This is a genomic window from Bacillus sp. FSL L8-0528 (assembly GCF_038593085.1).
Taxonomy (GTDB): Bacteria; Bacillota; Bacilli; order Bacillales; family Bacillaceae; genus Bacillus; species Bacillus paralicheniformis.
Map to the genome: position 1 here is coordinate 3,145,014 of NZ_CP151961.1, position 20,206 is coordinate 3,165,219.

The 20,206-nt window shown below is 46.2% G+C and carries 20 protein-coding genes; 4 read left to right on the top strand and 16 right to left on the bottom strand.

Annotation, left to right across the window (positions count from 1 at the left end; all coding sequences use genetic code 11):
• Position 1 precedes the first annotated feature (1 nt).
• Positions 2-1,162: an ABC transporter permease gene (locus tag MHI30_RS15995; RefSeq protein ID WP_075751902.1), complete on the bottom strand. Its 1,161-nt coding sequence runs from the start codon at positions 1,160-1,162 to the stop codon at positions 2-4.
• Positions 1,159-1,869: an ABC transporter ATP-binding protein gene (locus MHI30_RS16000; protein WP_075751901.1), complete on the bottom strand. Its 711-nt coding sequence runs from the start codon at positions 1,867-1,869 to the stop codon at positions 1,159-1,161. The genes MHI30_RS15995 and MHI30_RS16000 overlap by 4 nt, the downstream gene beginning before the upstream one ends.
• Positions 1,870-2,136: 267 nt before the next feature.
• On the opposite strand from MHI30_RS16000, the gene MHI30_RS16005 reads away from it, so the two are divergent.
• Positions 2,137-2,358: a DeoR family transcriptional regulator gene (locus MHI30_RS16005; protein WP_003184500.1), complete on the top strand. Its 222-nt coding sequence runs from the start codon at positions 2,137-2,139 to the stop codon at positions 2,356-2,358.
• Positions 2,359-2,480: 122 nt separating this feature from the next.
• On the opposite strand, the gene MHI30_RS16010 is transcribed toward MHI30_RS16005, so the two are convergent.
• Both MHI30_RS16010 and MHI30_RS16015 read right to left on the bottom strand, forming a co-directional pair.
• Positions 2,481-3,203, bottom strand: coding sequence for a pseudouridine synthase (locus MHI30_RS16010; protein ID WP_075751900.1), 723 nt, complete (start codon positions 3,201-3,203; stop codon positions 2,481-2,483).
• Between the two features lie 40 nt (positions 3,204-3,243).
• Positions 3,244-4,872, bottom strand: coding sequence for a polysaccharide biosynthesis protein (locus MHI30_RS16015; protein ID WP_075751899.1), 1,629 nt, complete (start codon positions 4,870-4,872; stop codon positions 3,244-3,246).
• A 234-nt stretch (positions 4,873-5,106) separates the two neighbouring features.
• Here MHI30_RS16015 and MHI30_RS16020 point away from each other — a divergent pair, with 234 nt between their 5' ends.
• On the top strand, positions 5,107-6,381 hold the full coding sequence (locus MHI30_RS16020; RefSeq protein ID WP_075752479.1) for an NAD(P)/FAD-dependent oxidoreductase: 1,275 nt from the start codon (positions 5,107-5,109) through the stop codon (positions 6,379-6,381).
• 230 nt (positions 6,382-6,611) lie between these two features.
• Positions 6,612-8,147, top strand: a complete 1,536-nt coding sequence (locus MHI30_RS16025) for a BCCT family transporter (protein WP_142238593.1) — start codon at positions 6,612-6,614, stop codon at positions 8,145-8,147.
• Positions 8,148-8,181: 34 nt separating this feature from the next.
• On the opposite strand, the gene MHI30_RS16030 is transcribed toward MHI30_RS16025, so the two are convergent.
• The 10 genes from MHI30_RS16030 to MHI30_RS16075 form a co-directional block, all read right to left on the bottom strand.
• Positions 8,182-8,364: a sporulation protein Cse60 gene (locus MHI30_RS16030; RefSeq protein ID WP_003184510.1), complete on the bottom strand. Its 183-nt coding sequence runs from the start codon at positions 8,362-8,364 to the stop codon at positions 8,182-8,184.
• Between the two features lie 176 nt (positions 8,365-8,540).
• The gene (locus MHI30_RS16035) at positions 8,541-8,855 is read right to left on the bottom strand and encodes a rhodanese-like domain-containing protein (protein ID WP_075751897.1); all 315 of its coding nucleotides are present in this window, start codon (positions 8,853-8,855) and stop codon (positions 8,541-8,543) included.
• 82 nt (positions 8,856-8,937) lie between these two features.
• Positions 8,938-9,072: a hypothetical protein gene (locus MHI30_RS16040; RefSeq protein WP_256700609.1), complete on the bottom strand. Its 135-nt coding sequence runs from the start codon at positions 9,070-9,072 to the stop codon at positions 8,938-8,940.
• Positions 9,069-10,187 (bottom strand): hypothetical protein, encoded by a 1,119-nt coding sequence (locus tag MHI30_RS16045; RefSeq protein ID WP_162009189.1) that lies wholly within the window; start codon positions 10,185-10,187, stop codon positions 9,069-9,071. The genes MHI30_RS16040 and MHI30_RS16045 overlap by 4 nt, the downstream gene beginning before the upstream one ends.
• A 103-nt stretch (positions 10,188-10,290) precedes the next feature.
• Positions 10,291-10,650 carry a DUF1992 domain-containing protein gene (locus MHI30_RS16050; protein WP_023855528.1) on the bottom strand — a complete coding sequence of 120 codons (360 nt, stop codon included), beginning with the start codon at positions 10,648-10,650 and terminating at the stop codon, positions 10,291-10,293.
• A gap of 37 nt (positions 10,651-10,687) precedes the next feature.
• The gene (locus MHI30_RS16055; RefSeq protein WP_075751896.1) at positions 10,688-11,335 is read right to left on the bottom strand and encodes a YesL family protein; all 648 of its coding nucleotides are present in this window, start codon (positions 11,333-11,335) and stop codon (positions 10,688-10,690) included.
• Positions 11,336-11,349: 14 nt separating this feature from the next.
• Complete coding sequence (locus tag MHI30_RS16060; RefSeq protein ID WP_075751895.1) at positions 11,350-12,627, bottom strand: Gfo/Idh/MocA family oxidoreductase; 1,278 nt, start codon at positions 12,625-12,627, stop codon at positions 11,350-11,352.
• 21 nt (positions 12,628-12,648) lie between these two features.
• Positions 12,649-13,137: a lipoprotein YteS gene (locus tag MHI30_RS16065; RefSeq protein WP_075751894.1), complete on the bottom strand. Its 489-nt coding sequence runs from the start codon at positions 13,135-13,137 to the stop codon at positions 12,649-12,651.
• A complete protein-coding gene (locus MHI30_RS16070; protein ID WP_075751893.1) occupies positions 13,134-14,255 on the bottom strand; it encodes a glycoside hydrolase family 105 protein in 1,122 nt (373 codons plus the stop codon). Before MHI30_RS16070 ends, MHI30_RS16065 begins: the two co-directional genes overlap by 4 nt.
• 28 nt (positions 14,256-14,283) lie before the next feature.
• Positions 14,284-15,249 (bottom strand): sugar ABC transporter permease, encoded by a 966-nt coding sequence (locus MHI30_RS16075; RefSeq protein ID WP_020452644.1) that lies wholly within the window; start codon positions 15,247-15,249, stop codon positions 14,284-14,286.
• Positions 15,250-15,464: 215 nt separating this feature from the next.
• On the opposite strand from MHI30_RS16075, the gene MHI30_RS16080 reads away from it, so the two are divergent.
• The gene (locus tag MHI30_RS16080) at positions 15,465-17,774 is read left to right on the top strand and encodes a helix-turn-helix domain-containing protein (protein WP_075751892.1); all 2,310 of its coding nucleotides are present in this window, start codon (positions 15,465-15,467) and stop codon (positions 17,772-17,774) included.
• Between the two features lie 31 nt (positions 17,775-17,805).
• Here MHI30_RS16080 and MHI30_RS16085 read toward each other — a convergent pair whose 3' ends face one another.
• Together MHI30_RS16085 and MHI30_RS16090 are read right to left on the bottom strand one after the other, a co-directional pair.
• Positions 17,806-19,311, bottom strand: a complete 1,506-nt coding sequence (locus MHI30_RS16085; RefSeq protein WP_020452646.1) for an extracellular solute-binding protein — start codon at positions 19,309-19,311, stop codon at positions 17,806-17,808.
• 16 nt (positions 19,312-19,327) lie between these two features.
• A complete protein-coding gene (locus tag MHI30_RS16090; RefSeq protein WP_020452647.1) occupies positions 19,328-20,206 on the bottom strand; it encodes a carbohydrate ABC transporter permease in 879 nt (292 codons plus the stop codon).

A 20,206-nucleotide genomic window follows, 5' to 3' on the forward strand; every position in this document is an offset into this window, starting at 1 on the left:
TTTAAAAAGACGGGGTTTTCAGCATCAGGCTGAGCGCGATGACGAGGCAGCACCAGATCAACCCCGGATAGAAAAGCCAGTCAATGGAATTCCGCCTGGCTTCATAAAAAGCGTCGCTTTCTTTGTCTGCCCCCAGCAAAAAAACGCGTTCCATCACCTTGTCAAAATGGACGGACAACAGACTTCGATAAGCGAAGGCAAAAACCAGGAGAGCGCCCGCTTTCATCCAGATCGGTCCAACCATTATCAGCGCCGTAAAAATGCCGATCATTTGCATAAGCTGTCTTTTATAGTCCGGATGGCGCAGCATCACTTTAAAAAAGATTTCCTTAAGACCATTTTGCACTGTACGGGCTTTAAAGATTTTCCGAGATTTATTAAAGAACAGCCGCGGCCTTTTTGCCCCTCGTTTCCCCGGCTTCGGCATGCTTCCATCCAGGTTCAGCGACAGGAAAAATTTTGCGAGTCTCAGCTTTCTTCTGTTATCAAATTCAACCTCTTCATAAAATAGATACATGTTGCCGAGAGTGCCTGCGACGGTCTTCATCGCGGCCGCAGGCAGCACCAGGCCGATCAAGAGCACAACCGGCCAGGAAAACAACAAAACAACTGCACAAGCCGACAGCCACACGAAAAAGATCAGTCCGGCGTTCAGCACCCGGTGTTTCAGCTTGTACTGCCATCCGATGTTCCGCCTCTTCAAGACGGTGATCAAGGAATTGAGACAGAAATAAAAAAAGAATACGGCGAGACAAGCGGGCAGTTCAACCCCAAATTGTCTGACGAACAGTGGAGTAAACACGGCCGCCGCAAACAGCCATTTGCAAAACTGGACAAACAGACAATATAAATAGCCGCACCTTTTCATGTCCAGCACGAGCGTCTTTTTTTGCAACAAATAAAGCTGATCGGCTTCGATTAAAAAAGTCCTGACAGACCCAAACAGCGTAAAAACGGCCGGAGCCAGCACAATCAATTCGGCCTGCCATCCGTTAGCAAACGCCCCTTCATTCAGCCATTTGATATATTGATAAACGCCGATTCCAGCCGCAGGCAGCACAATATACAGCGCAACCGTCCAGTCGATGACCAGTTTGATGATCCGGAGCTGATAAAGACAGTCCGCTTTCAGCCTGCTGATAAACAGCGACCGGCCGCTCATGCGGGCGCACCTTTTACAGCAAAGTAAAAGCAGTCAAGCAGCGAGCCATCCGAAAGGCCGGTTTTCTCCCGCAGCTCTTCGAGCGTACCTTCCAGCATCAGACGGCCATTTGAAATCAGCAAAAAACGGTCACAGATTTTCTCGGCGGTATCCAGCACATGCGTACAAAGCAAAATACCCGCTCCCCGCTTCTGCTCTTCTTTCAGCATATCCAAAAAGAGGCGGCTTGCGATCGGATCAAGCCCGATAAACGGTTCATCGATAATATATAGATCAGGCTGCATGAGAAAAGCATGGATCAGCATCAGCTTTTGCTGCATCCCTTTCGAAAAGCTTCCCGGATAATCATGAAGCGCATGCTCCAGCGAGAATCGCTCGATGAGCCGATTCGCCCTCGGCAAAAACGAGGACTCGTCCTCCTGCAAAAACGTCCCTAAAGCCGTGATATGCTCCCATAAAGTCAATTCGTCGTAAAAACTGGGCTGTTCAGGTATGTATGCATAGTTTGCCGTTTCAGGCCATTCAATCTGCCCGGCCATATGCCTTGTTAAACCGAGTATCGTTTTAATTGTCGTGCTTTTCCCCGCTCCATTCGGTCCGATTAATCCGACGAGCTCGCCTTCCCCCACAGCAAACGATATATTTTCGATCGCCGATTCCTTTTCTTCATAACCGGATTTTTCGATATGCACTTTTAATTTGATCATCTTTACCACCTCTCTTTTAATACGTATGAAGCTAGAAAAAGTTTAAAATTTTTTTAGCAAAAAACGTGATCGCACTGCATGTTCTGCTCACGATTTTCATTTTTTCATTAATTTGGCTCCGGCTTTTTTCTGGATATTTGGCAAAGAGATCGTGTATAATATTTATTGATCATTTTCAAGAAATGGTCGCTAACCGTCCATGCTGCATTTTGGAGTCGTAAGTTGTGGTAGTCAAGTCCATTCGATCATACGATAGGGAGTGGTTGTTTGAAACCTTCAACAAACCGAATGCTAACCAGGATCAAATCAGTCTACATGTTCATTCAAGAAAAAGGACTCGTTACAACCCAGGAACTGGTTGATGAATTTGGCACTACACCGAGAACAATCCAGCGTGATCTGAATGTGTTGGCATACAACGATCTAGTACACAGCCCGAGCAGAGGCAAATGGGAGACTACAAGAAAAAAAGTGAAAATCTCCTCATAGTAATATTCTGAAAAATTGAACTTTAGCGCTGAATATCATATAGGACAGCCCTCAAACATAAAAAGCATCAAACCCGATTAAGTTCGATGCTCCATAAACCAGCTCTACAGGCACTCGACGATTCAGAGTGTCTTTTTGTTTTGCAATGCGGCAAGCTCGTGCTCAGAGAGCTCTCTGTATTCCCCCGGCAAAAGCTCTTCATCGAGATCGACATCCCCCATTTTCAGCCGCTTTAAATAGATGACGTCACGGCCGACCGCCTTCAGCATTCTTTTAACTTGATGAAATTTTCCTTCCGTTATTGTCAAAAGCAGACGTTCCACTCCGTTTTCGCTTGCCAAAAGCGACGCTTCAGCCGGTTTTGTAACATATCCTTCACCGATATCGACCCCTTTTTCAAGCTGATCGAGAGCCGCCTGATCAATCGGCTTATTGACATGTACTTCATACGTTTTAGGCACGTGTTTTTTCGGCGATAAAAGCTGGTGTGCCAACTGTCCGTCATTCGTCAAAAGCAGCAGCCCCTCGGTATCCTTGTCAAGCCTTCCGACCGGAAACGGCTCAAACCTCAGCAGCTCCGGATCGAGCAAATCGACAACCGTTTCCTGGCGGCTGTCTTCTGTCGCTGACAGCACTCCCTGCGGCTTGTTCATCATCAAGTAAATAAATTGCTGATAAACGACGGGTTCGCCGTAAACCGTTATGTCGTCTGATTCCGGGTCTACATGCTCTTTTGCATCTTTGATCAGTTGATCATTCACGCGCACCGCGCCGTTTTTTAGCATTTTTTTGACTTCTTTTCTCGACCCGTAGCCGCTGTTTGACAACAGTTTATCCAATCTCATGAAGACACGCCCTTTTTTTGCATAAAAAGAAAAGCCCTTTTTAGGAGGCCTTTCTTTTGAAAAAGCGATTCAACCGCTGACCGAAGATTTTTTCGAGCAGTTTCACACGGTAAGCCAAGTACAGATAAACTGATCCGCCGACCGCGGTTGTGATGAAAATGACGACAGCAGATTTGATCTGCCCGCCTTCATATGAAATAAACAGACTGAGAAGCGCCTGGACAAGCAGCAACATGATGCCCATGACCGCCGTCAGGATCAGCATCAGCAAAAACCGTTTAAACAGTTTGCGATACGAATAGCCGGCATGGCGTTTAATCATAATAAATCCGTACAGGAGTGACGCCGAATAGCCGAGCGCCGTTGCCAAAATCGATCCGCTTCCTTGAAACAGCTTGATGAGCGGAACGTTAAGCGCGATTTTGATCACAATCCCGATCATCAGGCTGACAACCGCAAATTTCTGCTTGTTCACCCCCTGCAAAATCGCAGCGTTGACGGTGAAGAGCGAGAATAACAGCGCCACGGGCGCGTACCAGAACAAAATATCTCGTCCCATTTCAGGGAGCAGGCTTTCCGAGCCGTAAAAGAACGTGTAAACCGGACCCGATAAAAGGGCCATACCGACTGATGCAGGAAGAACGATGAAAAGAATGATCTGCATCGCCTGATCAATCTGTTTGTTTAAAGCAGGGAAATCTTTGTTGGTAAAGTTTTCAGTCACCGCCGGGATCAATGTCAGGCCGAATGCCGTCGCGAGAGATACCGGTATCATCACAAGCTTTGGCACGTACAGCGTCACGATCGCCATCAAATCCTGGCTGATGTTTTGATAGCCGGCTGCAATCATCGCTTTATTAAACGTATTTGTATCAATGTACTGGTAAAGCGGTATCGCCAGCCCGACAAAGACGTAAGGGGCAGCATAGCTGAACAGCTCCTTAAACATCTGCCGGTACGTAATATTTGCAGAAGGAACCAGGTTCGGCTTCAGCGCCAAAAGCGCCCCTTTTCTTTTCTGCCAGGAAAAATAAAGCGTGAAGAGCCCGGCAAATGCGCCGATCAAAGCCGCAAAAGTCGCATAGCCGACAGCGACGACAAGCCCGCCGTCTAATACTTTGATCACCAAATAAGTAGCCGTTAATAGAAAGACGATTCTGGCAATTTGTTCAACGACCTGTGAAACGGCTGTCGGCCCCATCATCTGGTGACCTTGGAAAAAGCCTCTGATCAGCGCCAAGATCGGCACAACAAGTAAAGCGAGACTGACCATGCGAATAACATACACGACATGTTCAATCGTCAGCCCGTTGTTTTCTGTTCCGCCGAGGGCCATCTCCGCAAAAAACGGGGCGGACAAATATAGAATGGAGAAAGCAATGATGCCTGTGACGAGCATCATCGACATTCCGGCGCGCAACATCCTTCTCGTTGTTTCATAATCGCCCATCGAGTTATATTTTGAAACAAACTTGGACACGGCCGCCGGAAACCCCATGGTCGCAATGCTTAAAAAAATCGTATATTGATTATAACCGTACTGGAACAGGGCACCGCCGGTGGCACCGACCATGGCTCCGAACGGAATCAAATAAATCATTCCGAGGATCCTTGAAATATAGGTACCAAGCGTTAATACAAAGGTGCCTCTTAACAGTTTGCTTGACATGTTCCCAATCACCATTTTTCTTCAATAGATTCAACTTTTCTATTTTAACATACAGGCGCATTACTCAGGTAATAATAACATGGCTAAATTTTAACATCCCCATGTTTTAACGTTTTTTCATCCTGCCGTTCTTTCGTTATAATAAGAAGATGGAGCGCGGATGTTATCTGATGCAATCCGCCCCGCCTGCACAGAATGCAGGCTCTACAAGACAGGAAAGTTGAGGATATGGGTATGAAGTATTTTGATGTCATCGTCATCGGCGGAGGCCCCTCCGGGCTGATGGCCGCCATCGCGGCCGGTGAACAGGGGGCAGACGTTCTTTTGATTGACAAAGGAAACAAACTCGGCCGCAAGCTGGCCATTTCGGGAGGCGGACGGTGCAATGTGACGAACCGCTTGCCGGTTGATGAGATCATCCGGCATATTCCCGGAAACGGACGCTTTTTGTACAGCGCTTTTTCTGAATTTAACAACGAGGACATCATCAAATTTTTTGAGCGCCTGGGCGTCAAGCTGAAAGAGGAAGATCACGGAAGAATGTTTCCTGTCTCCGACAAGGCGCAGAGCGTAGTGAACGCACTTTTATCAAGGCTTGAACAGCTTCATGTAAGCGTGCGGACAAACGAAAAAGTGAAAACTGTCCTATACAATGAAGAAAAAGCGTGCGGGATCGTGACAGGCAGCGGCGAAGAAATTGGAGCGGGCTCTGTCGTTATCGCCGTCGGCGGGAAAAGCGTCCCGCATACAGGATCGACCGGAGACGGCTATGAATGGGCGGAAAAAGCCGGCCATACGATTACGGAACTGTTCCCGACAGAAGTTCCGGTTACGTCTGACGAGCCTTTTATCAAGCAGAAAACATTGCAGGGCCTATCACTGAGAAACGTCGCCCTCAGCGTATTGAACAAAAAAGGGAAACCGGTCATCACCCACCAAATGGATATGATTTTTACCCATTTTGGACTTTCTGGGCCCGCTGTCCTCAGGTGCAGCCAATTTGTCGTCAAAGAGTTGAAAAAGCAGGAAAAAGTCAGGCTGAAAATCGACTTGTTCCCTGACATTCATGAAGAACAGCTTTTTCAAAACATGCATAAAGAATTAAAGGACGCTCCGAAAAAATCACTCAAAAACATGCTGAAGCCTTGGATGCAGGAAAGGTATCTGCTGTTTCTTCTCGAGCGCAACAAGATTGACCCTTCTGAAACCTTTTCATCCCTTTCCAAAGACCGTTTCAGAGCTTTCGTCAAAGACTGTAAAGAGTTTACCGTCAACGTGAACGGCACCCTTTCCCTTGACAAAGCCTTTGTGACCGGCGGAGGGGTTTCCGTAAAAGAAATCGATCCTAAAAAAATGGCGTCTAAAAAAAAGGAAGGACTTTATTTCTGCGGAGAAATCCTCGATATCCACGGCTATACGGGCGGGTATAATATCACATCCGCGCTTGTCACAGGCAGACTTGCAGGCATGAATGCAGGCGAATTTTCGCTTTGCCGAAGAAAAAAATAAAATTACTCCAAACCCTTGACAAACGTGGAATGGCAGAGTTTCAGCGCAGTGCTGAGACTTGTGCCTTTTTTGAAAAGTATGTTACGGTTAAAGAGTTTTGTTTCACCTGATTGTGGGGTAATAGGGGAAGCTAGGTCAAACTTCCTGAGAGAGAATGAATTTTATATGTGCAACTCATACTAAACATAATGATGGGAGTAAGGACGAAAAATGATTAGAGGGTGAGGATGATTTTGAAAAATATTTCAAGCGTTTTTTGGATTGTGATTGTTATTACAGCAGCAGCTGTATTATGGGGAATCGTTGCTCCTGATAACCTTCAGGCGTTAACGACTTCGATTCAAGGTTATGTTACGAACACACTCGGATGGTATTATTTATTGGTGGTTTCTCTGTTTGTCGCATTCAGCATCTTTTTGATCTTCAGTCCGATCGGAAAGATCAAATTAGGGAAACCTGAAGAAAAACCTGAATTCTCTCGATTATCTTGGTTTGCCATGCTTTTTAGCGCAGGTATGGGCATTGGTCTCGTATTTTATGGCGCGGCTGAACCGATCAGCCATTTTGCCATTAGCTCTCCATCAGGTGAAACAGAAACAGCCCAGGCCTTCAGAGATTCTCTGAGGTATACATTTTTCCACTGGGGATTGCATGCATGGGCGATCTATGCGATCGTTGCTCTTTGCATCGCGTACTTTCAATTCAGAAAAGACGCGCCTGGCTTGATCAGCGCGACGCTGTTTCCGGTCTTCGGCGACAAAGTCAACGGACCGCTTGGAAAAGGGATTGACTGCATCGCTGTCTTCGCAACCGTCGTCGGTGTAGCAACAAGCCTCGGAATCGGCGCCACGCAGATCAACGGCGGACTCCATTATCTATTCGGAGTGCCGAACAGCTTTCAGGTGCAGCTGGCCATTATTGCGGTCGTTACCGTTCTGTTCTTAATTTCCGCATGGAGCGGTATCGGAAAAGGCATCAAGTACTTGAGTAATACGAACATGGTGCTGGCCGGCGTCCTGATGATCTTTATGCTGTTTGTCGGACCGACGGTGTTGATTATGAACTCGTTTACGGACACGATCGGAACGTATATCTCCAACGTGGTGCAAATGAGCTTCCGCCTTGCGCCTAATGATCCGGACAGCCGTGAATGGATCAATTCATGGACGATTTTCTACTGGGCTTGGTGGATCTCCTGGTCGCCGTTTGTCGGTATTTTCATCGCCCGCGTATCAAGGGGGCGCACAATCAGGGAATTTTTGATTGCCGTATTGTTTGCGCCTACTGTGCTGGCGTTTCTATGGTTTTCAATTTTCGGGGTTTCAGCGATGGATCTTCAGCAAAAAGGGACTTTCAACGTTGCAAAACTGTCTACAGACACGATGCTGTTTGGCGTGTTTGACCACTATCCGCTGGCGATGATTACATCTATCGTTGCCTTGGTGCTCATTGCCGTATTCTTTATCACTTCCGCAGACTCGGCAACATTTGTTCTCGGAATGCAAACAACTTACGGTTCACTGAACCCTGCGAATTCGGTCAAGGTATCATGGGGTATCATCCAGTCAGCAATGGCTGCGGCGCTTCTATATTCAGGCGGACTATCGGCGCTGCAAAACACCGCCATCCTGGCCGCACTGCCGTTCTCAGTCGTCGTGATTTTCATGCTTGTATCGTTGTATAAATCTCTGTCACAAGAGCGGAAAGAAATTAAACAGGCTGAGAAATTCCAGAAGCCAAGAAGCCCTAGGGTGAAAAAAGCATAGACGAAAACAGCTCTTCCTTTGAAGAGCTGTTTTTTTATGTTCTGTATAAAATTAACGCTGAAAAACAGTAAAGCTGTTCGCCTTGAGGATCGCATGCGGCTGATACGTCATATTTTATATCGACCAGCTGGTCTTCCGACAGCTTTTTTAAGAATTCATTGATCTCATGCTGCAAATCTTTTTCGTGTTCTTCATCAAAAACGGCTACCTTCAGCATACGCTCTCTCCTTTCTATAATGAAAGGTATTCGCACACAGCCGAAGTTATGCTTAAAATCCTGATCGAAAGAACCTTGAATATCGCCGGCAGGACGCTCAGAACGTTTCCTAACATGTGATAATCTATTGCAAATAAAAAAACTTCTTATCTCTACAGATAAGAAGCCGGACCCGCTTATTTTGTTTTCGGCTTTGTGTTTCCGGTCCATTCGAGCATGCCGCCGACCATATTGGTGACATCAAAGCCTTTATCCTGCAAATAGAGGCAGACATTTTCGCTGCGCTTGCCTGATCGGCAGACAAAAATATAAGGCTGCTCCTTTTCGAAGACATCGAGTTTTTCAGGAATATCCCCCATTTTAATGTGAACGGCTTCAGGGATCATTCCTTCAGCCACCTCTTCATCTTCTCTGACGTCAATAATGTTCAGCGTTTCTCCTTTTGCAAGCCTGTCTTTCAGCTCATCAGCCGAAATCTCTTTTATCGTCATCGTTACTGCTCCCTTCAATTGCCTTTAGGTGAGACTATTATAGCAAAAGTCGGGAGGCAATTTCTATTTCAGCAGATTTTCTCTATCGTCCGCTGTCAGGAAACACCGATTTGCCTAATGGCTGAAATGATCCGTCCTGTGCTGCAGAATCGGCTGTGAAGCTTCCTCCTATCAGGCAAACAAGCATAACGGCGAAAAAACAAATGGATTTTTTCATATGAGCTCCTCCTTCATTTTATATATTTGATTCTTGGCATGCTGCGATTTTTCCAGGTAAAGCGCGCTTTTTTCATGGTCGCCGGATTTCATGTAGTAATCGGCTATATCTTTTATCAGTTCGGCAACATGCGGCCATAGCCGTTTATCGCTCATGTATTCAAGCGAAAGTTCAATATCGAGCGGATGGCCCGCGTCATACAGGGCGAAAATCAGCCTGAATTTCGCCGCGTATTCATCCTCTCCTTGTTCCGCCGCTCTGGTAAATCCCTCTTTGCAGAGACGTCTCGCTTCTTCGGGAGAACCGTTTTTGTACATGAGATGAGACAGCTCAAAAAGGGTGTTAATGCCAAAGACCGATTGCTCATGGACACCGATTGAAAGGGCTTTTCTAAAGTGCTCTTCCGCCAAAAGCGGCATGCTGCATTTGGCGTAGTTCAGACCCATATTATGATAGATCAGCCCGATGATTCGCCGGTTTTGGAGGGAAACGGCCTGATCAAGCGCCCGGCCGTAGTGTTCCTCGGCTTGTTTGATGCGGAACAGTTCAAACTGAACCGATCCGAGAATCATTTCGCACCCGATCGTTTTGTCTATGTATTCTTTATGCTTGCTGAAAAGTGAGAGCGCTTTTTCGGAGTAGTTCAACGATCTGAAATGATCATCTATTTGGTAGTAGGCGGTCGCGATTTTATAGTAAAATTCCGCTTTTTCAATTTCATCGGTCAGTTTATGCAGCTTCATTTCCGCTTTTTTGTAACAGCTGATCGCCTCAAGATAGTTTTTCTCATAAAACTCATACATGCCTGAAAAAAAGAAAAAATAGTACTGAATGATGTCATCCGCGTTCTTAACCGTTTCCTTCTGCCTTTTAATCTTCCGGAAGAGCTCGGCTGATTCTGCAAACTGCTCCATCATCAATTTGCAGCGATAGTCCAAAAGCTGAAAATAGAGCTCCAAATCTCTGTTTTTCTCCATTTTAGAAAGCAGGTTTCGGATCTCGTATCTCAAAGATACAGCCTGGAGCGCTTCATGGCGCTTGATCATGGTGTACCACTGATTCAAGAGCCCGGCCGCTTTTTCGTATGCCGCTTTCGCTTCCACTTCTTCATTCATCCTTTCTTCTTTTTAAAAACATAAAATTACATTTATTAACTTTATTTTACAGAAGATAATTGTTATTGGCAATTATTTTTATGAATAAGTGCAAGGAATGGCGTCAGCTCCAATATTTGAGCTGACTTTCGAGGTTTTTGGCTGAAACAAGGCCTTTTTGGAATTGGTTCGGACAGGTGAGGTTGTATTTTTTAATTTTTAGGTTGATGGCATCGATCAGCGCTTCGCGCTGATTCGATTTGATCGCTTTTTCAATCTCTTGTTTAATTTCCTTTTGCAGCTTCAGCCACTCCGGCAGATAACGGGCGTTTTTTAGAGTTGACGAAAGCGCATCCCCCTCGAGCGCCTCTTTGCTGAGCGGTCTTCCAAAACCGGGGAGGGACTTGAAGTCGTCTTTCTTTTCGCTCTCCTTTACGGCTTGATCAATCCAGTGAAGATATCGTTTTTCAAATTCTTCACTCATATGAGCCATCTCCTCTCATCACACCTGAAGCAAAGGGTCAGGTGTGTCTTGTCGTTATGACGGTTTCCCTCTGTTCTACGGCCTCCGCTTTTTTCAATACTTGATATGCCAGCCACATGACCGCATAGCTGAGCAGGCTGGCGCTGAAAAAAGGAACGATTCCTGGCAGAAAGGCAAAAGCGATATAAAGCACGGCAGTGACCGCCATCATCGTTAATGTATACTGCAAATACGATATGCCCAGAATCAGCGAAAACTTAAAATACATCCGCTTCTTCCAATCGAAATGGGCGAGCAGCGGAAACATATAAAACAGCATAATCAAAAACAAAAATCCAAAAATCATAATGACGAACCGGAGAACGTGCAATAGGAAATGCTCCGGATAAATAAAAGCAAGGTCAACATAAATGATGATGCCAACTGCCGCCAGAATAAGACCGATGACGTTGGAACGAAAAAACTCGCCGCGGTACGCCTGCCAAAACGTTTTACATATCGGAATATCGGTTTTGCCCATAATCCATTTTCTCATCACGGAAAACAATGCAGTCGTCGCCGGCATAAACCCGAAGACGCCAAGGCCGAGCATCGTAAAAACAAACCACAGCAGATTGGCGTAAAAAAACTTCAGCACCCAATCACAAAAGCTCAGCACCCTTCCCATGGAGACACTTTGTTCCACGAATTCCCCCCCCTTTATGTATATTGCCGGGTATACAGAAGTTCACTGATTCCTATCGGCTTTTTTTCTTTGATGGAGCGCCATAATGCCTCGCCGGCTGCAATTGAATAGGCGCCTGCTTCGGCACCGGCCAGAATGTCGTAATTCCTCAACGGGTCTCCTCCGCCAAACAGCTCTTCCAAAAGCAGCGGATCTCCTCCGCCATGCCCGCCGGGCTGCCTGACGACGCGAATCGTTTCTTTCGATTCAAACAGCGGATAATAATCGATGGTCTGTTCGGGAACTTCAAAGGGAACCCTTGCCGGCGCATGATATTCCTGCGTTTCAAGCCTTCCCTTTGTCCCGTTGATTGCAAGCCGGTAGCCTTCATACGGGGCTGAAAAATGAACGGAGTAATTCAGCAGCGCCCCTTTGTCGTATTTCAAAACGGCTGCATACGTATCCTCGATATCGATTTCTTCATCGAAAATACACGCGTCAGGCCTGTAATCGGTATAGAGCAGATGCTGGCTTTCGTTGGTTTTAACATGGTCGTCCTGCGGGTCGCCTGCCTGCCACCTCATATAATAGCGGCATTTCTTCTTGACATGGCATGTTCCGCAATAGCGTTTTTCCCCTTTTTCAGGATTCATTTCGCCGCCGGGTCCGTAGTAGTACAGGCCGCCATAGGCAAAAACCTCGCTAGGCGTTTGATCAAGCCACCAATTGACAAGGTCGAAATGATGAGTTGACTTATGGACGGAAAGCCCGCCGGAGTATGCTCTCATCCTGTTCCAGCGTTTAAAATAGCTTGCGCCGTGATACGTATCGATGTACCAGTTCAAGTCAACCGACGTAATCGTGCCGAGCTTTCCTTCAAGTATCAGCTCTTTGATCTTGCGGTGGTACGGATTGCAGCGGTAATTAAACGTAACGGTCACTTTTCCTTTGCTCGCGGCTTCGGCTTTTAACACGGCTGCCGCATCCCGTGCCGTTGTCACCATCGGCTTTTCAGTGACCACATCGATATCCGCCCGTAAAGCGCCCAATATATAGCGGACATGCGTATCATCACGGCCTGCTACAATAATGGCGTCTGGCTTGATTTTGTCAAGCATTTCGGTAAACGCTTTCTCCTCGAAAAACGGGACAGGATGAAGCGCCGGAAACCTGTCTTTGCAGACTTCTTCCCTTAGCGGATCGCTGTCCAGGAGCGCAGCAATGCGGTGTTCTTCCCCGTATTTTCCCACTAGAGGCTCGATAAACATGTTAAAAGCGCGGCCGCTCAGACCGCATATCGCATATGTTTTCATCGGTTCCTCCCCCTTTCATTTTCAGCGAAGCGCTTCGATGAGTTCCGTCGCTTCAGGGGTTTTCTTCGCATAGACCGGTATGAAAGCTGCCATGTCTGTATTCAGCTGAAACGTATAGCCGTTCAAACGTTTTTCTCCTTTTTCAATGACAGCCGCATACAGCTGTACGTCCCCGTTTTTACCCGGAGCGCTGTACGGCTCTTTTTCTTCCGAGGCAACATTCAATGGCTGAAGTCCTTCAGGATCGTAAAAAGGTTTAAACATGTCTTCTGGAACGATAAACAGATCTCCTTCTTTCGCCGCAATTTCAACTAGAAGTTTTTCCGGTGCAGCCGGGAAAACGGTGATGTTGAGCTGTTCTTTCCCGGCAGCGCGCTGGACGTTTTCCTTTATTTCAGCCGGTGCATCCGAAAAGATCAATACGTCTGTTCCCCGGCCTCCATCCTTTCCGCATGAGGAAAAAAGAAGCACTGCTGCAAATAGAAGGACGGAGAAAGCGAAGTTCTTCACTTCGCTGCCTCGCGGGAAAAGCGGCCGGTCTTTTCAAGTTCTACAAGTGCCATGATCAATGCGCCGACACCGTGAAGATCGTTGGTGCTTTTTTCCCGCCCGACATAATAATCGTATGTCCCTGCAGAAGTTCCGACGCAAATATCTTTTAAAAGCAAGCCTTCTTTTGCGCTCAGCTCGATTTTCTCTTCGACGAGTCCTTTGAAAGCCTTTGCGGCTCTATCAATATATGATGAATCGATATAGCCCATGCGAGCTCCTTTCGTCATCGCGTACATATACAAACACGAGCAGGAGCTTTCAAGCCAATTATCCGGAAGTCCGCCTTTATCGACAACCTGGTGCCATAACCCTGTGCGTTCATCTTGAAAATCGGCAATGCTTTTGACCATCTCTTGAAGCGCCCGGGTCCACTCCTGTCTTGTGTCATGCCCCTGCGGGAGCAGTTCGATCATATCGCTCAGTGCAAGCGCGTACCAGCCGATTGACCTTCCCCAAAATTCGGGAGAACAGCCTGAAACGGGGTCGGCCCAGGGCATTTCCCTCTTTTCATCCCACGCATGATAATATAATCCCGTCCTGCAGTCTTTCGTATGTTTTCTCATCAGTTTTTCTTCGAGGATGACCATATCGTACAGTTCAGGCTCATTGAACGCTCTTGCATACTTGAGTGCGAAAGGCCCTCCCATGTACAACCCGTCAAGCCACATTTGGTAAGGATATTTATCTTTATGCCAAAACCCGCCTTCTTCTGTTTGATTCAGCGTATCAAAAAGGCCCTTCAGCTTTTTGGCGGCTTTACGGTAGCGTTCATCGCCCGTTTCATCATACAAAGGATAAAGGATAAGTCCGGCTTGTATGGCGTCCAGTTCATCCCTCCTGAAATAAAAATTCCCGCAGCCGTCAATGAGCTCATCGGCGTATTCTTTTACATATTTGAAGTATGCTTCTTTCCCCGTTTCTTCCCAGAGGCGAATCAGTCCGCACAGAAATACGCCCTGATGGTAGTGCCAGCGTCCGGCCGGCGGCAGCTCCTTTGGTGTATACGCTTTCATTATTGTTTTGGCCGCTTCTTCGGCAATGTAAAGAGGCGTTTTTGTGATGAGAGATTGATTCATGTCATTCAATTCCTTTCATCAAAAAATATTAATATATTCCTTCTTCTCCAAATTTCTTCGCCATCCTGTTTGCAAATATGACAAGAATGAGACCGACAGCTGCTTTAAATAAACCGACGGCTGTACTGTAGCTGAACTGCCCCTGCTTTAATCCGGCCGTGTATACATACGTATCAAAGATCTCGGCCACTTCGCGGTTCGTTGCATTCAAAAGCAGATACACATGCTCAAAGCCGAGTTCGAGCGTATCGCCGATTTTCAAGATAAGCAAAACAACGATGACGCTTCTGATCGCAGGTAGTGTGACATGCCACATCCTCCTCAGGCGATTGGCCCCGTCCATTTTCGCCGCTTCGTAAAGCTGCGGGTCGACAGCGGTAATCGCCGCCAAATAAATGATCGTCGACCAGCCGGCTTCCCTCCAGATGACCTGGAGAATATACATCGGCCTGAACCAGCTTTCATTCAGCAAAAAGTTGATCTTTTCTCCGCCGAAGTAGGCGATAATCTCATTGATCAATCCTCCATCAACCGTCAACAGGACGAATGAAAGCGATACCACAATAACCCATGACATAAAATGCGGAATATAGATCAGCGTCTGGACAAACTTTTTGAACAATGCGACTCTGACTTCATTCAATAAAAGCGCCAAAATAATTGGTATCGGAAAGAATACAACAAGGTTGAGGAAAAACAAAATCAATGTATTCTTCAGAAGCATAAAAAACGTCGGTTCGGTAAACAGCCTTTCAAAATGCTTAAAACCAACCCATTCGCTCCCCGTTATGCCGAGAAACGGCTGGTAATCCTGAAACGCTATGACAATCCCCCACATCGGCACATACTTAAAAAGCAAAAAATAAATCAGTCCCGGCAGAATCATCAAATATAAATACTTTTGCTGGAGAAGCTTTTCCCAAAAACGCGTCTTTCGTTTTTTTTCAACAATATGGGCCGGATTTTTTCCGGTCTGGACATCGGCTGCTTTCATAAACGGCCTCCCTTCGTGATGTTTGCTTTCACTTTATCCCACCATGAAAAAATAAATCTACAATCATATCATCACATCGGCCCCACCTCGCCCGGCAGCCGGCAAAACCTAATAAAATGAAACGATGGTTAGAAAATGATTATTGACAAATTCACACAAAAGTCGGATTAATTATATATGAACATCTCAAACGAAGATTTGTTGGGGGGGAATTTATGAAGAGAAAACAATATAAGTTTTACTATAAGCTGGTGACCTTCTTTCTCGTTCTGAGCACCATTCCGGTCATCATCGTCGGCTTTTTTTCCTATCAGAGATCAGCGGAAACGATTGAACAAAACGTTACAAACGAAAAGCTCCAAACCGTTGGCCAGACACAGCTAAATATCGAGCATATTTTAAAAACGGTTGACCATTCCTTCACCAATTACGTCCGTTCCTATCCTTTAATTCAGACACTCAGCCGCACCATTACACCAGAACGCTTTCAGCTATATAACCAAATCAACAAGGAATTAAACGAACTGCAGACATTCGATACCGATCTGTCGGATATCACGCTGATCAGCCAAGAAAAAAAGTGGTATATCAACAATTCCGGTTTATATCCTTTAGATCAGGGAAAACAAGCCATCACGATCTCGCTTTACAACGCTTTAAAAAGCCGTTCCAGCTGGGTGCTTGAAAAAAACAACGACCTTGTCGCCACAAAAGAAGGAGCTTCGGGCAACTGCCTGTACAACGTCAATCTGGTCAAACAGCTTCCCCTGAACAGCATGGAAAACAGAGGCCTTGCGATCGCGAGCATTCCTTCTTGTTCACTTGTCAAGCGCATGCCTCATCATTCAAAAACAAACAGCATGATGGTGCTTGATGACAACGGACGGATCATCCTTCACTCAGACCCGTCAATGATTGGGCAATCGATCAAACAAAAGGATTATTTCAAAACGATCCGCCGGCATCAGGACAAAAACGGCCAGTTTGATACAACAGTCAGCGACACCGCCTATAACATTACATACCAGAAATCAGATTACAATAATTGGATATATATTTCGTTAACGACCATTCCGGAACTTTATCAACAGACGGCATCAATCGGCTGGTTCACATTTACGACCTGCGTCATTTTGTTAGCGCTTTCATATCTATTTTCCTGGTTTGGTTCACGTCATTTTTACAGGCCGATCAAGGTTTTGTACGAATCCGTCTCAGGCTTTTCTGCGGGGGCCGCTTCCGGCCAAGAGAATCCGAAAAACGAATTTGAACTGATTGAACGGAATATTAAAGAGATGAAAAATAAAAACCATGATCTGAAGGTGCGCGTCGAACAGCAGGTCACCCAGCTGAAGCAGTATTTTTTAACAAGGCTTTTGCTCGGCAAGCTGAGCGAAGAAGAAATTAAAGACCGTTTTACAGGGCTCGGCTTCCCTGAAGATTGGAGCCACCTGTCCGTTTTTGCACTGCAAATTGATACATTGAAAGACACATCATATGAAAAAAAGGATCTTGATGTCCTGCTGTTTGCGATCAACAGCCTTGTCGAACGATCTGTGCCCAAGAATAAGCGCCTCCCGCCGGTTGTCATTGATAAAACGCAGACCATCATCATGCTGAACCGCGGACAGCCGCTGGACAGGTTTCAGGAGGACTTGGAGCGTACCGCATCATCCATCAGGGATAAAATTCATGAAGAGCTTGGATTGTTTGTCAGCATCGGCATCAGCCAGCCGTTTACAAGCCTTGCAATGTCGAAGCGCGCTTATTTGGAAGGGCTTGAAGCGCTGACATACCGTCTGAAATCAGGAAAACACGCGGTGATTTTCTATGAGCATCTTGACCGCAACAAAGCGTTTTTAACCCAGTTTCCAAAGCAGATCCAAAATGAACTGTTTGAAGCTATTAAAACGTGCAACCGTAAACAAGCGGCCGAACAGCTTCATCTTCTCCTTGAATCGATTTGTTCTGAAAACATGAATCCGCATCACTGCCAGGTGGCGATTGCAAGGCTCTTGAACAACTTGATTGAATTTATGCATTTGCTCGGAATCGAGATTTTTGAACCGAACGAAAATACGATGCTGTACGACGACGTCTTTGAGCTGACGACCATCGAGGAAATCGAAAGCTGGCTGAACGCGCAGATTATCGTCAAGATGATCGATACACTCAGCATCAGAGAAGAATCGCAATACAAAAACATCTCAGAAAAAATCGTCCATATTATCCAGCAGGAATTCGACACGGACTTGACGCTCGAATCGATCGCAGGAAGGCTTCATTACAACCCCAACTATTTAAGCAGCATCTTCAGGAAAGAAATGAAAATATCGTTCAGCGAATACTTGTCATCCTACAGGCATCATATCGCGAAGAACTGGCTGACGGAAACGACGCTGTCCGTAAAAGAAATTTCTGAAAAACTGAAATACAAAAATCCGCAGAATTTCATCCGCTCATTTAAAAAGCTGGAAGGAATCACGCCCGGCAAATACCGCGAGCTGAAAAATCATTCGGCATAAAAAGACAATCCCGGTTTCCCGGGATTGTCTTCTATTTTTCTGCTTTTTTAAATGACTCCTCATATTCTTCTATTACTTGATCTCCGCCGTTCGTCCGCCATTTTTCAACCGCTTTCTCGAACTGGCTTTCATTGATTTTGCCGAGGATGAATTGATATGTGGCATCATCAATGATCTTTTGCAGTTCATCGCCTCTTTCAGATGCGGCCGGTGAGTACAAGCTTTCGGCCGGATTTGAGACGATGATCTCATTATTGTCCTCTGTCAGCTCTTCATATTTTGTACGGAGCGGATCTCCCGTATTTTTCAAATATTGTTTATCAATGCCGACGAGAGAGACGAGCGGCTGGATTTCCGCCTGCCAGTCTTTCAGTTTCTCGTCGATCCGTTTGAATTGTTTATTCCCTTCTTTTTTATAGTGAACCCCTTCGATCCCGTAAGTCATCAGGCTGTAAACATCCTCTTCGGCGATCCGGTCGAAAAAGGCCAGAATCCTCTTCAGCTCTTTTTCTGTTTTGACGCTTGTTTTCGGGAAGGCAAAGATTCCGTTATGCCCGCCTGATGCCCAGACGCGTTCCTTTCCGTCCGGCCCTTTGATCCGATTGATGATCTCAAGCTCCATTTTATCATCGACAGACTGGTCTCTTAAATTGACGGCATCGACCATATTTCCGACATAAATGCCGGCTTTCCCTTGTGAAAACATCTCCTGCTGCTGCGTTTTGCTCGTAACCGGGAAGTCTTTGTTGATCAGCCCTTCATCATAGAGTTTTTTCATATATTTCATCGTATCCATGTACTCTTTTGTCATGAAGTCAGGCGTGAACTTGCCGTCTTTTTCCTCCCAGTCAGTCGGCATGCCCATATAGGACCCCAATGTTTTAAAGGCGCCGTAGATCAAATCGTTTCTGTCGGCAAAGCCGATCGTATCGTTCTTTCCGTTTTGGTCAGGATCTTTTTCTGTAAATGCCTTCGCTGTTTCGTAAAGTTCATCAACCGTCTTCGGCATTTCGAGCCCAAGGTTGTCAAGCCAGTCTTTACGGATGACAACCCCCTGTCTTGATAACGGGCGCTCCCTGTAGATGCCGTAAAGCTTTCCGTCGATCGAAGCGTTTTTATTGATCAGCTTGTTCATCTTGCTTAAATTCGGATAATCCTTTAAATAAGGGCCGACCTCCCAAAACATCCCCGACCTGAACGCATTCATGACAGATGAATTTTTAATGTCCTGAATGGTGACGACTTTCGGCAGGTTTCCGGCGGCGAGCGCTGAGTTTAAGCGGTCTTCTTTTACCGCATCAGGCACCCACATTAAATCGAGCTTTGTATTGGTGAGTTCCTCGATTTTTTTAATCGCCGTATCTTTCGGCGGCTGCTGATGATAAAGAATTACCATCCAGCTCAAGTCCAAAGGCGAGTTCAGGTCGATTTTCTCATCCTTTGTAGAAGCCTGATCTGCTCCGCTGTTCGAACAGCCAAGCAGCCCGCCGGCCAAAAGCGCGAACGCAAAAATCGCGATCAGCCATTTTTTCCCCATATTGTCCCCTCCGTTTTTATCCTTTAATTGACCCTAAAAGAGCGCCTTTTGCAAAGTGCTTTTGAATAAACGGATACACGAGCAGCACCGGTATGGTTGCAACGACAATGACCGCCATTTTGATCGTTTGTTCCGGCGGCGCCGCGGCTGCTCCCATTTCCGTCATATCCCCTTGCATACCGCTTGATACGATGACAATCTGGCGAAGCAAAACTTGTATCGGCCATTTTGTCGCATCGCTCAAGTACAGAATCGCCTGCATGTACGTATTCCAATAGGTGACGGCGTAAAACAGCGAAATTGTCGCAATCGCCGGCAAAGACAACGGAAGAATGATGCGGAAGAAGATGCCGATGTCATTGCAGCCGTCGATTTTGGCGGATTCCTCGAGGCTTGACGGTATGTTTTGAAAAAAGTTCTTTAAAATTATCAAGTTAAACGCATTGATGGCCGTCGGAAGAATCAGAGACCAATAGGTATCGAGCAATCCGAGCGATTTTACAACGAGAAAGGTCGGGATCATCCCTCCGCTGAACAGCATCGTGAACACGACCAAGAACATGAGGACGCGCCTTCCCATCAGCTCCTTTCTCGACAACCCGTATGCCATTAAAGAGGATAGAAACATGCTGACCGCTGTCCCTGCGGCTGTGACAAGAATAGAAATGATTAAGCTTCTGTACACAATGTCAGTTGAAAAAATATACCTGTACGCATCCAGCGAAAAAGTCGTCGGTATTAAGATAAACTTTTTCGAAATGACCTCCTCAACTGTCGCGAAAGAGGCTGCAATAACGTGAATGAACGGCAGCACACAAACCAATCCGAACCCTGTTAAAAATGAATAATTCAATATGTCAAACACGCGGCTTCCAGCAGAATGCCTGATCGTCAT

What these genes read in the sequence shown, in the direction of transcription:
- MHI30_RS15995 (WP_075751902.1), bottom strand. Translation starts at nt 1,162, where the DNA reads ATGAGCGGCCGGTCGCTGTTTATCAGCAGGCTGAAAGCGGACTGTCTT.
- MHI30_RS16000 (WP_075751901.1), bottom strand. Translation starts at nt 1,869, where the DNA reads ATGATCAAATTAAAAGTGCATATCGAAAAATCCGGTTATGAAGAAAAG.
- MHI30_RS16010 (WP_075751900.1), bottom strand. Translation starts at nt 3,203, where the DNA reads ATGAGATTGGATAAACTGTTGTCAAACAGCGGCTACGGGTCGAGAAAA.
- MHI30_RS16015 (WP_075751899.1), bottom strand. Translation starts at nt 4,872, where the DNA reads ATGTCAAGCAAACTGTTAAGAGGCACCTTTGTATTAACGCTTGGTACC.
- MHI30_RS16020 (WP_075752479.1), top strand. Translation starts at nt 5,107, where the DNA reads ATGAAGTATTTTGATGTCATCGTCATCGGCGGAGGCCCCTCCGGGCTG.
- MHI30_RS16030 (WP_003184510.1), bottom strand. Translation starts at nt 8,364, where the DNA reads ATGCTGAAGGTAGCCGTTTTTGATGAAGAACACGAAAAAGATTTGCAG.
- MHI30_RS16035 (WP_075751897.1), bottom strand. Translation starts at nt 8,855, where the DNA reads ATGACGATAAAAGAGATTTCGGCTGATGAGCTGAAAGACAGGCTTGCA.
- MHI30_RS16040 (WP_256700609.1), bottom strand. Translation starts at nt 9,072, where the DNA reads ATGAAAAAATCCATTTGTTTTTTCGCCGTTATGCTTGTTTGCCTGATA.
- MHI30_RS16045 (WP_162009189.1), bottom strand. Translation starts at nt 10,187, where the DNA reads ATGAATGAAGAAGTGGAAGCGAAAGCGGCATACGAAAAAGCGGCCGGG.
- MHI30_RS16050 (WP_023855528.1), bottom strand. Translation starts at nt 10,650, where the DNA reads ATGAGTGAAGAATTTGAAAAACGATATCTTCACTGGATTGATCAAGCC.
- MHI30_RS16060 (WP_075751895.1), bottom strand. Translation starts at nt 12,627, where the DNA reads ATGAAAACATATGCGATATGCGGTCTGAGCGGCCGCGCTTTTAACATG.
- MHI30_RS16070 (WP_075751893.1), bottom strand. Translation starts at nt 14,255, where the DNA reads ATGAATCAATCTCTCATCACAAAAACGCCTCTTTACATTGCCGAAGAA.
- MHI30_RS16075 (WP_020452644.1), bottom strand. Translation starts at nt 15,249, where the DNA reads ATGAAAGCAGCCGATGTCCAGACCGGAAAAAATCCGGCCCATATTGTT.
- MHI30_RS16080 (WP_075751892.1), top strand. Translation starts at nt 15,465, where the DNA reads ATGAAGAGAAAACAATATAAGTTTTACTATAAGCTGGTGACCTTCTTT.
- MHI30_RS16085 (WP_020452646.1), bottom strand. Translation starts at nt 19,311, where the DNA reads ATGGGGAAAAAATGGCTGATCGCGATTTTTGCGTTCGCGCTTTTGGCC.
- MHI30_RS16090 (WP_020452647.1), bottom strand. Translation starts at nt 20,206, where the DNA reads ATGACGATCAGGCATTCTGCTGGAAGCCGCGTGTTTGACATATTGAAT.